Source organism: Paenibacillus camelliae (genome assembly GCF_023715345.1).
Classification (GTDB): Bacteria; Bacillota; Bacilli; order Paenibacillales; family Paenibacillaceae; genus Pristimantibacillus; species Pristimantibacillus camelliae.
Genome location: NZ_JAMBNY010000005.1, coordinates 204,401 through 217,121 on the forward strand (window position 1 = coordinate 204,401; position 12,721 = coordinate 217,121).

Annotated in this window: 12 protein-coding genes; 9 read left to right on the forward strand and 3 right to left on the reverse strand. The window is 44.6% G+C overall.

What is annotated here, in order from left to right; all coding sequences use genetic code 11:
• Window positions 1-21 precede the first annotated feature (21 nt).
• The 6 genes from M3180_RS11575 (at window position 22) to M3180_RS11600 (ending at window position 6,185) form a co-directional block, all read left to right on the forward strand.
• Window positions 22-492, forward strand: a complete 471-nt coding sequence (locus M3180_RS11575) for a hypothetical protein (RefSeq protein ID WP_251667621.1) — start codon at window positions 22-24, stop codon at window positions 490-492.
• Between the two features lie 165 nt (window positions 493-657).
• Window positions 658-1,344, forward strand: a complete 687-nt coding sequence (locus M3180_RS11580) for a DUF3990 domain-containing protein (protein WP_251667622.1) — start codon at window positions 658-660, stop codon at window positions 1,342-1,344.
• Entirely contained in the window at window positions 1,292-1,501 is a 210-nt protein-coding gene (locus M3180_RS11585) for a hypothetical protein (RefSeq protein WP_251667623.1), read from the forward strand. Before M3180_RS11580 ends, M3180_RS11585 begins: the two co-directional genes overlap by 53 nt.
• A 292-nt stretch (window positions 1,502-1,793) precedes the next feature.
• Window positions 1,794-2,687 carry a DUF6612 family protein gene (locus M3180_RS11590; protein ID WP_251667624.1) on the forward strand — a complete coding sequence of 298 codons (894 nt, stop codon included), beginning with the start codon at window positions 1,794-1,796 and terminating at the stop codon, window positions 2,685-2,687.
• 236 nt (window positions 2,688-2,923) lie between these two features.
• Window positions 2,924-3,961, forward strand: a complete 1,038-nt coding sequence (locus tag M3180_RS11595; RefSeq protein WP_251667625.1) for a LacI family DNA-binding transcriptional regulator — start codon at window positions 2,924-2,926, stop codon at window positions 3,959-3,961.
• Between the two features lie 28 nt (window positions 3,962-3,989).
• The gene (locus M3180_RS11600) at window positions 3,990-6,185 is read left to right on the forward strand and encodes an alpha-galactosidase (RefSeq protein WP_251667626.1); all 2,196 of its coding nucleotides are present in this window, start codon (window positions 3,990-3,992) and stop codon (window positions 6,183-6,185) included.
• Window positions 6,186-6,743: 558 nt separating this feature from the next.
• Here the strand turns inward: M3180_RS11600 and M3180_RS11605 are convergent.
• Window positions 6,744-7,175, reverse strand: coding sequence for a GreA/GreB family elongation factor (locus M3180_RS11605; protein ID WP_251667627.1), 432 nt, complete (start codon window positions 7,173-7,175; stop codon window positions 6,744-6,746).
• A gap of 491 nt (window positions 7,176-7,666) precedes the next feature.
• On the opposite strand from M3180_RS11605, the gene M3180_RS11610 reads away from it, so the two are divergent.
• Entirely contained in the window at window positions 7,667-8,665 is a 999-nt protein-coding gene (locus M3180_RS11610) for a cell wall hydrolase (RefSeq protein WP_251667628.1), read from the forward strand.
• Between the two features lie 356 nt (window positions 8,666-9,021).
• Here the strand turns inward: M3180_RS11610 and M3180_RS11615 are convergent, their stop codons facing one another.
• Together M3180_RS11615 and M3180_RS11620 are read right to left on the reverse strand one after the other, a co-directional pair.
• Entirely contained in the window at window positions 9,022-10,392 is a 1,371-nt protein-coding gene (locus M3180_RS11615) for a sodium/glutamate symporter (RefSeq protein ID WP_251667629.1), read from the reverse strand.
• Window positions 10,393-10,395: 3 nt separating this feature from the next.
• On the reverse strand, window positions 10,396-11,595 hold the full coding sequence (locus M3180_RS11620) for a lysophospholipid acyltransferase family protein (protein WP_251667630.1): 1,200 nt from the start codon (window positions 11,593-11,595) through the stop codon (window positions 10,396-10,398).
• 213 nt (window positions 11,596-11,808) lie between these two features.
• On the opposite strand from M3180_RS11620, the gene M3180_RS11625 reads away from it, so the two are divergent.
• Window positions 11,809-12,243 carry a GNAT family N-acetyltransferase gene (locus M3180_RS11625; RefSeq protein ID WP_251667631.1) on the forward strand — a complete coding sequence of 145 codons (435 nt, stop codon included), beginning with the start codon at window positions 11,809-11,811 and terminating at the stop codon, window positions 12,241-12,243.
• Window positions 12,244-12,250: 7 nt separating this feature from the next.
• Window positions 12,251-12,388 carry a hypothetical protein gene (locus M3180_RS11630; protein ID WP_251667632.1) on the forward strand — a complete coding sequence of 46 codons (138 nt, stop codon included), beginning with the start codon at window positions 12,251-12,253 and terminating at the stop codon, window positions 12,386-12,388.
• Window positions 12,389-12,721: the final 333 nt, after the last annotated feature.

The window sequence follows — 12,721 nt, forward strand, 5'->3', positions numbered from 1 at the left end:
CATGCATAGTGGAGGAATAAGATGAAAAAGATTGGATTATGGCTAACAAGCGCAATGCTCGCATATAGTCTCTACGTACCGGTAGCGTTCGGAGCTACTGCGCAGCAAGAAGAGGAAAGCTCAGCTGCCAAGCAGGAACAGCAGGCCGAGCAAGAGCAACATGGTAAGCATAAGCACTCGCACGCACACCCTGGCAAGAAGATGACGAGCGAAGAGATTCAAAAGATGCGCATGAAAAAGCTTCAGCGTCTTGCGACTTACTTTGAGATCGATACAGAAGGTAAATCCCTCGAACAGCTAAAAAAGGAAGTCGATCAAGCGAAGCGTGATCAGCCTGAAAAGTGGGAAGCGTTCAAGCAGGAGTTCCGCGCTAAGAAGCTCGAGAAAATCCGCGAGTATGCAAAGCAAAAAGGAATTGATGTGGAAGGCAAGACGATGGAGCAGCTGCACGATGAACTGCACGAGCTAGAAGAACGCCACGATCATTCTTAAATATAGCGGTGTGAAAGAGCATTACGGGAATACTCGTAATGCTTTTTCTATAAGGGAAGATTACGATAAACCTAGTTCGTAATAACTTGTCGAAAATAAAAAGATGTTATTGCAGGAAGTTCCTCTTATGGTGTCGAAATAGAGCGCTATAGGAGGAGTTAATATATGTCAAATTCATATCTTAAACATCTTAGAAAAAACAAATGGTTTCACGGAACTACTTTAGCTGCATGGCATGATATATGCAAACAAGGTATAGTATCTAATTATAATAAAGGAAATGAGCTTGATTTTGGTTATGGATTTTATCTAACACCTATAAAAGAACAAGCTGAGCACTTTATAAGTACAATGTTGGAGTATCGTAAGCAAGAGAGTTTTTTGTCTGAGTTGGATGGAATAATTACTGATACTACATATGAAAGATTGAGTAGAATTGCAATTGTCATTGAGTTCACATTCTCACCAATGGAATGGATGATGTCAGACAGGTACAAGTATTTAATCCTAAACAATTATGATGATAACTTCGCTGAATTTGTTTTTCACAATAGAATTAATAATGCTAACGGTGAAAATCAACATAATTATGACTTTATATTTGGCGTGATGAGCGATAGTAATCCAATCATCGATGTTGCAAGGTATAAAAATAATGATATTGGAGAAAGTGAACTTAAAGAGAGTTTTAAGGTTAGCACAAGTAGAAAACAATTATCTATACATAATCAGTCTCTTTGTGATATCATAGAACCAACAAATGCATATATTATTGAAACCGGAGAGGAGTTGAGAGTTGATGACTACTTTAACAAAAGAAAATCAGACATTGCTAGTAAAAGAGTTGAGTAATGCGTTAATTAAATTTTCTCAAGAAAAGCTTTCTCCCGTTTTAGCTAATAAAGTAGCTACCCTTGCAGTAGAAAATGTCGATTTTACAAATTCAGCCCTTGCTCACAAAGGGATCAATTGGTACGCTAAAGATTTGTTAAAACGGATCAATTATTAAGTCATAAGTGAGTTAGAATTCTATGGTCACAATTCCAAAGAGGATTGTGGCTTTTTTATTTCCATCTCCTTCTCCCCCCCTCCCCCCACCAACACTAGCTTCTCCACTGATATGTACTTTTGAACTAGGACCTAAGAGGGTGTTGACCTGAGGGTGAGATATGGTATAATTTCCCGTATTGTTGTAAAATGCCCAGTTATTTACTGAGCTAGTGCAACACTGTGAGCGTCTCAATGATCATGACACTTATATACGCTTGCAGATAGAGACTAGGTGAGGGGAGAAACACGAAATGAAAAAAACGTTATTAGCAATGCTGCTTGTTATGGCACTAACGCTGCTTGCAGCATGTGGTGAGGGGAATAAGGAGCCAGCGAACAGTAATTCGCAAACAACAGGTTCACAAGTTGAGCAAATTACTGAAGAAGAAACTGATCCAGTTGCAGAGGAAACTCCAGATGCTGAAGTAAATGAGGAAGCTAATTCAGATGCAGATAAGGAACTATTCGTTGCTGTCGTAGGTGAAGCTAACAATCTGAACAGCTTTACGGTTAAGATGACTGCTGACCAAACGATCGATATGGATGGCGAGGTTATGGAAACAAAGACAGTTAGCGATATGGACGTAACAATGAAGCCAGCGTTAGCGTTCAAACAGTTAACTACGGTTGAAGCTGCAGGTGAAACGCAAGTCATCGATTCATACTTTACAGAGGATGGTTTCTTCGTTAAAGAACCAACTGCTGGCGTATGGATGAAGCTTCCTGCAGAGATGATGGACCAAGTACTGCAAGGGGTAAATCAAGAATCGCTTGATCCTTCTGCACAGCTTGCACAGCTTGTAGACTACTCTGAAAGCTTTGCTGTAGAAGAGAAGGATGGTAATTACATCTTCACGCTGAATGCAAAGGGCGAGGAGTTCAATAATTTGCTTGCTGAACAGCTTGGTGATCAGGCTGCAATGCTTGGAGACTTCGAGGTTAATGCGGCTGAATATGTTATCGTCGTTGAAAAAAGCAGCAATAAGCTAATCAGCATGGATGTGTTCACAGATATGAAATTCCAGGCTGAAGGTCAAAATCTAGCAATCGTATCTACGGTTACAACGGATTATTCAAACCATAACGGAATTGAAGCAATTGAGCTGCCAGAAGAGGCGCTTAACGCACAAGAAATCGAAATGTAATCTTATAGGCTTAGGAATAGGAAGAATGGAAGCAGAGTGCACCGCACCCTGAGCTTCCATTCTTTTTTTTGTAGCCATGACACTTGCATAGATGGTGTAATCTAATGTATGATGTACTTGTTAAGTAAATTTATTAACTAAATATTCAATGATAAGTGACGAATGTTAACTAAACGTAACCAAACATCATGACTGATCATATGTCGTGTTCAACTAAAGATAAGGAGGGATGTCTGTTGGCAACGATTCGTGAAATAGCTGAGCTGGCTCAAGTATCTACTGCAACGGTGTCTCGAGTGCTTAATAATGATCCAACCTTAAGCACAAGTGCTGAGACGAAGGAACGAGTTTTTGCCATTGCGGAGCAGCTAGGCTATAAGCCGCAACGATTAAGAAGGCAGAAGCAGGAGATGCAGCGGGCAGCTGCTGATATCGGGCTTTTGTTCTGGGCCACAGCGGATGAAGAGAACAATGATCCTTACTTTAAGGCGGTACGTCGAGGAATTGAAGTGCAATGTGAAGCACTTGGACTTACGATTGGCAAAGTCATTCGCGGTGATCATTTTGCTGCGATTGCTGAGGCAGCTTCTCTGGATGGTTTGCTTGTCGTTGGCTCGATTGAGGCATCTGATGTGTTAGAGGCGTACCCTCATCCCGATCGAGTGGTTTTTGTTAACAACGGCGAGGATATGCATGACTATGACACTGTTCATTTGAATTTTGAAGGTGCGATTCAGTCTGCTTATGAGCATCTCGTACAGCTGGGACATGAGAGAATTGCGTTTATTGGCGGTATTGATCGGATTCGTTCCTTGCGTCAGCCACAGCAGCTGCGTCAAATTGAGGAGTATCGCTATCGCGCTTATGAACGCATGCGAAGTAAACACGGTCACAGCTTCGAGGGAGTAGAGTGGGTCGACGATTGGTCCTCACAAGGGGGCTATGAGGCAATGAAGCGTTTGCTTGCAAGGTCGATTCAGCCTACAGCCTGCATCGTTGCTAGCGATCATATGGCGGTTGGTGCATTACGCGCGCTTCATGAAGCTGACATCTCTGTGCCTGCACAGATGTCGATCATTGGCTTTAACGATATCGAGCTGGCTGCCTTCGTTATGCCGCCGCTTACGACCATTCACGCGTACACCGAGCTGCTTGGCAAAACCGCCGTCGACATGCTGGTGGAGAGACTCGAAGGTCGAGAGGCACCGAAGCAGGTGAAGATCGGGACAACCTTCGTTGAGAGAGAAAGCTGTCACGCTATAAGCAAGGAGTAAATTAATTTATCATTCGGGAGGAATTGCAATGATTACTTATAATGAAGAAACACGAATTTTTCATTTGAAATCCGTCGATACAAGCTATGTTTTGAAGGTTACGGAGCAGGGCCATCTTGAGCATTTATATTGGGGACGTGCGATTCAAGGAGTGAATTTAGGAAAGCTGCATCAGCACTATGTTCGTCCGTCGTTTACACCGAGCACGGATCTAGATCATTTGGAGTATTCCTTAGATACGCTGCAGCAGGAGCTTCCTGCCTATGGAGATTCGGATTTCCGTTCACCTGCTTATCAATTTCAGCTGCCTAATGGTAGCACAGTGACGAATTTCCTCTATGAATCTCACGAGATTGTAGCGGGTAAGCCGCAGCTTGATGGTCTGCCAGCGGTATATGCCGAGGAGGATGCGGAAGCGGAGACGCTGCTTATTACGTTGCGTGATGAGCTGACGAATGCTGCGATTGTTCTGTCCTATAGTGTATTCCGTGATTATGCTGCCATTACTCGTTCGGTGCAATATCGCAATGAAGGTACGGATGTGCTTACACTGAACCGTGCGCTTAGCATGAGTGTAGATATGCCTGGCTATGATTATGAGATGCTGCATTTGTCTGGTAGCTGGGCGCGTGAGCGTTATGTTCATCGCCGCAAGCTTGAGCCTGGTATGCAGTCCATTGAAAGCCGCCGCGGGGCGAGCAGTCATGCACAGAATCCATTCCTCGCTTTAATCAGTGAAGGTGCTACGGAGCAGCATGGAGATGTATACGGCATTAACCTAGTGTACAGCGGAAACTTTGTCGCTGGTGTTGAGGTAGACCCTTACCTGCATGCTCGTTTGTTTATCGGTATTAACCCTTTCGACTTTAGCTGGAAGCTTGAAGCGGGAGAGGTGTTCCAAGCGCCAGAGGTTGTGCTTGTCCATTCCTATGAAGGGATCGGCGGCATGTCTCGTCGTTATCATGATCTATATCGCAATCGACTAACGCGTGGTCAGTTCCGCAATAAGGTGCGCCCGATTCTAGTGAACAACTGGGAAGCAACATACTTTGACTTTAATGAAGAGAAAATTACGAGCATTGCCCAAGCAGGCAAGGAGCTTGGCATTGAGCTGTTCGTGCTAGATGATGGCTGGTTCGGCAAGCGTAATGACGACACAACATCACTTGGCGATTGGTTTGTCGATCGCAACAAGCTGCCTAATGGACTTGAAGCACTCGTGGATAAGGTACGTGAGCAAGGCATGCAGTTCGGGCTATGGTTCGAGCCGGAGATGATCTCTCCTGACAGTGAGCTATATCGCCAGCATCCAGATTGGTGCCTGCATGTCGAAGGACGTCGCCGCACGCAAGCGAGACAGCAGCTAATTCTCGACCTTTCTCGCGAAGATGTGCAGCAGTACATTATTTCGACAATTTCAGATGTGCTGTCGAGTGCACCAATTACGTATGTCAAATGGGATATGAACCGCAACATGACGGAGATCGGCTCTGCTCTGCTGCCAGCTGATCGCCAGCGTGAAACGGCGCATCGCTATATGCTCGGGCTATATCATGTACTAGAGAAGATTACGACGAGCTTCCCGCACATTCTATTCGAATCATGCTCTGGAGGCGGCGGTCGCTTCGATGCTGGGATGCTGTATTATATGCCGCAGACATGGACGAGCGATAACAGCGATGCGATCTCTCGCCTTAAAATTCAATACGGAACAAGCATTGTATATCCGATCAGCTCGATGGGTGCGCATGTGTCTGCTGTTCCCAACCATCAAGTGAATCGTATGACCTCACTGCTTACGCGTGGGTATGTCGCTTTGTCAGGTAATTTTGGCTACGAGCTTGATCTGTCTAAGTTCACCGAGGAAGAGAAGGAGCTTGTACGCTATCAGATCGAGCTGTACAAGGAGATCCGTCATATCGTTCAATTCGGTGATTTCTATCGTTTGCGTAGTCCGTTCGAAGGCAATGATACGGCTTGGATGTTTGTGTCTAAAGATAAAACAGAAGCATTTGTCGTATATGTGAAGGTGCTTCAGGAGCCGAATGCTGCGATTGGTCGCTTCCGTCTTCAAGGACTTGACCCGAACAAAACCTACCGTGTGTTCGATAGTCCAGACTCAGGCGTATATAGTGGCGATCACCTGATGTATGCAGGACTTACCATTCCTCCATTCTATGGTGATTTCCAAAGCTGTGCATATCGCTTGAAGGTGGAAGAATAATCGCTTAGCAGGAATGGAAAGGCATCAATCAGATGTAGAGCGGGGAACGCTAGTCTGTAGACGAGTAGAGGATGACAGGCTTGTGACCTGATGAAGCAGTAACATAAAAAGCAGGTGGAGAAATGTGACGTACATTTTCTCCACCTGCTTTGTTGTTCTATACGGTTCGTAAGCGCTTGCGAGAAGCGATTCGATCAAGTGTACGCAAGGACGAATAGGTCGCTACCGTCGCAATGACGCTGCGGTCATATTAAGACTACCTCTGTAATGACGCTACCGTCGTAATGTTACTATGCCTGTAACGCCCAACGCCGTTACTAGGTGATTGGAGGGACATTGGACGTGCATTTTGTGTGAAAAATCATCTAAATGCCGTTACTGTTGCGTCCAAACGTGTGTTTTGTTTGAAAAATCATCTAAAATGCCGTCACTGTCGCGTCCAAACGTGCGTTTTGTATGAAAAATCATCTAAAATGCCGTCACTGTTGCGTCCAAACGTGCATTTTGTATGAAAAATCATCTAAAATGCTGCCGTGCCGGCGTTAGTATGGCTACAATTTAAGCTGCGGCTTGCTCGATCGTAACGATGCGGATTTTCATTATGCCTGCAGGTGTCTCTAGCTCTAGCTCGCTGTGTATTGGCGCGAGCAGAAGCTGGCGTCCAACAGGTGATAGCAGAGAGATCTTCCCTTCCTCAGGATTCGTTTCGTGCGGAAGTACGATGCAATATTTATCAATAAAGCCGTCCTCTAAATATTCTATCTCAATGTCATGATGCAGCAGGACGAGCTGCTGCGCGGGAGGCTCGGAAAGTGTCAATAGATTTTTAATGTATTGTATATATTGATCAAGCAGCTGTTCGAGACGTTTGTGTTCCACATTGTGCTGCAATACATATTGCTCCATCTGGTGGCTGCGAATTTCCTCAAGCTGAAGCAGCTGCTCATGCATGACATTCTTCTGCACATTCCAAGATTCACTATGGCTCATAGTAGATATCACCCCCGATCCATCCATGTAAGATCAAGTGTTCAGTGCTAAGTTTCATCGAAAAACCTCCTTACGGTAATAGACCCAAGCCAAATGACTGGGTCTCTCTTTATCTTACCACGGAAAAAAAATAAGTCCATCTCACCCAGCATTATCCAGAAAACTTCTCATTTTTTCTCATAATTGCATGTTAGCTGGTCGATTTTTTATGAAAATGCAGATTTTTTTCATCTTTTTTTCGTGATGAGAGACAAGTTGGTCGGGAGGGGGGACTTTATAGATTACAAGATTAAAAAGACTAGATTTATCAAGGGATTTTGAGCAACTTCAACAAATTTCCATTGACAGAAAATGAATTGGAAACGCTATTGCAAAATTCATGAAAACTTCATCTATGAGATAAACCTAATGAAATATTGAGATTTTGCTATGCTATAATGCTTAACAGACCAGGACCTCGAGCAATTCTAAACAGAGAATCGGGAGGATTTATGTTAAAACTGACAATGAAAGTAAGTAGAATTTGTGTGCTAGCGATGCTAGTGATCTCTCTTCTTACTGTAGTTCCATTTTCAGCATCTGCTGCAGTAAAAGACTCGCGAGAGGTTGAGAACACGCGAGTAATCTTAGATGGCAGCCCTATTGAGCTAGGCTCTCCCCTACATATGGTGAATGGCAGAATGTTTATGCCTGCAGGTTTAGTGGCCAAAGCATTGAGTGCTTCTGTAACTTGGGATGCAGATGCACAAGAAGCGATTTTTATTACAAAGAGCGACGATGAAGTAATTTTAGGGGACGGAGTGCCTACCGTTTATTTCAACGATCAACGATATGTATTAGATGCTGTACCTTATCTGATTGATGGTAGATTGTATGTTCCAGTACGCTATGTCGCTGAGTTTCTTCATGCAGACATTCATTGGAACGATGAAGAGCAGACGCTGATGATTACAAGCGTACCGCTAGAAACAGTAAGTGATGACAATACGTTAGCAGACATTAGCGCAAGACATGGATTGTCCCAAGCGCAGGTTGTTAAACGCAACGGGTTCTCATCGAAGGAATCCATTAAAAATGGGATGAAGCTAGCTGTAATTATTCCATCCGTGCTCGAGAACAAGGCTAAGCCTTTTACAGAATCGGAATATCAGCTGCTTGCAAAGCTCGTTCAGGTCGAATCGGGCTATGAATCCTATGAGGGCCAGCTTGCTGTGGCCAATGTTATTCTCAATCGTGTGGAGCATCCAAGCTTCCCTAGCACGATTAAAGATGTGATCTATTCGGGTAAGCAATTCCCGCCTGCTCACAATGGCTTGCTTGATCGCAGTAAGCCGAATGCAAGTGTATTGAAAGCGACGAAGGATGCGCTTAATGGCAAAAACAATGTTGAAGGTGCATTGTACTTCTTCAATCCGAGATATTCCAAAGGGTCGTTCTGGGACAGTCTTAGCGTTGTTGCAACGATTGGAAATCATCGTTTTGCGAAATAATTGATGTCGATTATAGTTAGCAGTATCGCGTATTGTAAAGTGCGCGGTGCTGCTTTTTTAATTGAAAAAGGCCAGAGACGTTATACGCCAATCTGGCGGTTTATTATAGGGGAATGTGAGAGAGATTCGTAAATTGGGAGATAAGCCCCTTAAATCGTCTTATAGCGTCTCTAGCTTCAAGGTAAAGCGTATGATACTTGCCTTAAGGGTGGTATAGGCGATAAAATGGATGACCTCGCAGCGTTAAAAACCATAATAAATCAAAAAATAGCAAGGGGTGGATAGCAGCAGCTGGGCTGCGCTCTCACTCCTTGCTATTTGTCACGCTCCTTACTCTTTCTAGCGGTCGGTCGTTACTATTTCTCTTGCTTTCGCGTGCGGTGGAGCAGTGCTCCGAACAATAGCGCGAAGTATGCGATCAGGATGAGCAGCGTATACACATACATCTCAGGCTTGTTCTCACGGTAGCCGATTACCGGAATGTTGAGCACGAGCAGCATCGGGAAGCCAAACAGTATCGCACTCGCGCTTCCGACGACGAGATTATCTGCGGTATTGGAACGGAATTTCGGATCGACACCCTTCACAAGCGCGAGCCCTGTCGATATCGTTCCAGTCAGCATGCCATAGAATCCGAGCACATTTGGCAGCTTTTCCTTCGGAAATGCCCGTGGTACGATCCAGAGCATATACCAGATGGTCACTGCTCCTCCCAGCGTTGTAAGCAGGAGGATCGGGATGGCGTATTCCTTTAGTGCATGGATCGATATCGCAGCAATAGATGCAGTGATCATATAATCAAATGCGAAGCCTGACACTCGCTGCATCATGTAATGATCAATCGTATGCTCCGTACGAAAGCCGCGTTTTTCCAGCTTCGTAAGAATGCTGCGCACAAGCATGGCATACAGGCTGCCAATAATAAAGTGAAAGCCAATAAGCAGCTGCGCAAAGGTCTCACCGAACGAGCCGAGCGGTGTGAGCAGCCTTTCCGCTGCAACGAGCGTTAAGTACGTCATGAGGTAGACGATGCCAATTAGCACAACCTGATAGGTTAGCCGATCAATGGCGTCTGCGAGCGGAGCTTCCTTATGCTGAGCAATAGCTGCACTGCGTTGTTCCTCCTCGTCTTGCTCGTTATAGCTGCGCTGCTGGTATGACCTGCGGCGGCTTAGTACGTTCATGAGCACGACACCGATGATCGTTGCCCATAAGAAGCCGATGCCAGCTACAGCAAGTCCAAGATTGCCGCCTTCCTTAACACCTAGCGCCTCCCAAGAAGAGCCAATCGAGTACGCTTGTCCTGGTCCTTGACCAAAGCCAAGTGGAAGCAATAGTCCAAGCCCTTGAAACATATCGGGATAGAACAGGGCAACTAATACGATAAAGAGGCCAAGACCGACAATCCCTTGGATGAGATAGGTCGACACGATAATTAGGCCGGAATTCACAATGCCAGGGCTGTTTGTAACCTCTCGTGATTTCAAGGACAAGGCGATAAAGCCTATGCCCATCAGATGGTATACGATGTTGCCAAGTCGATCATAATCGAAGGGCAGGAAGCCAAGCAGATCTGGACCAAGCAGAATACCGAGAAAGCCTGCCAGCATCGCTGTCGGCACGATCCATTTACGTAAAAATGACAGCCGTGATTTCAGTACGGCAGCGACAAATATAAGTAAAGAGATGAATACAAAATCGAGCATATATTGCCAAGAGTCATTCATATGCTATCCCTCCTCCTGCGCGCTGGAGAGCTTCAATATCTGATACCACATGTAGGCAGACGTTCGTGGATGAAAGAAGTCCATACGAATCATTCGCTCGTCATAGTGAAAATCCAGCTTGCTATTCATATGAACATTAACACCATCGAGCTTGTCGATGGAGAAACGGATCGGGTCGCTGTTATTGCTCGGTGTAAAGAGGATGTGGTCCTTATGCCAAGTTAGGTTTCCAGTCGATAGAAGCATAAGCGGACGTTCATGCTCTGAAACGAACAGCTTCACCTCCGTTTTCAGCACATCTCGCCAAGCGCTCTCATGGCCCGCTGCGAACAGATGCTTCTTCGTATATTGCAGCTGCCAATCGTTCCATTCGTGTACATAGCGATAGAAAAGCGGCTTGTTTTTCGGCTCAAAGCTGCCATATTCATTGTATCTAACGCTATAGTCACAGGAGCGGCAGCTGAAAAGGTCATCCTCAGAATGAAGGCTGCCAATCGTGTTACAGGACGGACATACATATAGCAAACGTTCTAAATAGTTTGCAAGACGCTCACCCTTATAGGCAATCCCTTGCTCCTGCTGCCATGCGAGCTCGTCAAAGCTTAGCGCCTCGGTTAGCTTGTTATGGATCGTCTCAATATCCGCATCCTTAAATTCATCAACATCCCATTTTTTCTCTAATGATAGTGAGATTTTTCCGGTACGATCAGAATCAGCCCAGCGTGGATGGGTGAGATATCCACCTTGTATCGTTCCAATAACAACCGGTATGTTCAGCAGCTTCACGAGCTTAGCTGTAGATTGTACGATCGATTCCGTTTGCCCATCCCAGCAGCGGTTCCCCTCTGGGAAGATGCCGATGACGCGGTTATGCTTCTTGGCAGCAAGCATATTGCGAATGGTGCTTGTGTCGAATCTTGCCTTCGTTTTTGGAATCGCACCGGTGTAGTCCAACACTTTCTTAAGCAGCGGATGTCGAAATAAAGGAGCTGCTGCAACAAAGCAAATTGGCTCCTCAACAAAGCAGTTAATAATGAGAGGGTCCCAATTATTTGTATGGTTCGACAATATAATGTAGGGAGGCTTCAAATCTATCGTATCGTTACGAATGATCTCGATTCGAAATTTCCGCGTAAGATATGCCTTTAACGGCGATATAATCATTTTCCGCTCAATGGTGCTCGGCTTTCGTTTAATACTCAAGAAATCACCCACTTACTTTTTGTAATCAACCAGATAAATGATATCAAACTATGGAGGAAAATGTCGAGGATTATCGAATAATAATAAGGGAATAAGCAAAATAATAGATAATTACCACTTTTAATATGCTCGATCTATAATAAACCTAGTACTTTTTAACAAATTTTATGGTGAGCAGTGATACGAATTGATTGTAGGAGGACGAGCAGTATTATGAAATGGGAGATTGTGACAACGGAAGCTCAGCTGCAGCAAGCTAAAGCGATTCGTCATCGCGTATTTGTAATGGAGCAGGGCGTGAGTGAAGAGCTTGAGCATGATGAATATGATAAGCTCTCAGAGCAGTGTACACATATACTACTATATGAAGGCAATGAAGCGGTTGGTACAGGTAGAATTCGCAAGGTAAATGAGGAAGTCGGCAAGCTGGAAAGAATTTGCGTGCTGCATGAGGTTCGAGGAAAGGGCGCTGGAGCGGTAATCATGCAGGCTCTTGAGTCAATCGCAAGTGAGCAAGGATTACATGAGACGAAGCTAGGAGCACAGCTTCAAGCTAAAGGCTTTTATGAAAAGCTAGGCTATGAGACTTGCTCTGATCTGTTTATGGATGCAGGTATCGAGCATGTGTTGATGCGTAAGAAGCTGTAATGAGTAAATGAGCGAGTTGCTGCGTGATCAGAATACGCAGTATGCGCAGTATGCACGTAATATTGGAAGCAAGCAAGGAAGCTTCAATGATGATCCTGATCCATACGCGACGCAAAGCGATCAAACAAACACTTTAAGTAAGTAGTCTAAGTAAGTAGTCTAAGTAAGTAGTCTAAGTAAGTAGTCTAAGTAAGCAGTCTAAGTAAGTAGTCTAGGTAAGCACTTAAGTAAGCACGTAAGTGAGCAGTCTAAGTAAGCAATCTAAGTAAGCACTTAATTAAGCACGTAAGTAAGCACCTAAGTGAGCAGTCTAAGTAAGCAGTCTAGGTAAGCACTTAAGTAAGCACGTAAGTGAGCAGTCTAAGTAAGCAATCTAAGTAAGCACTTAATTAAGCACGTAAGTAAGCACCTAAGTGAGCATTCTAAGTAAGCAGTCTAAGTAAGCAGTCTAAGTAAGCACCTAATTAAGTACTCTAAG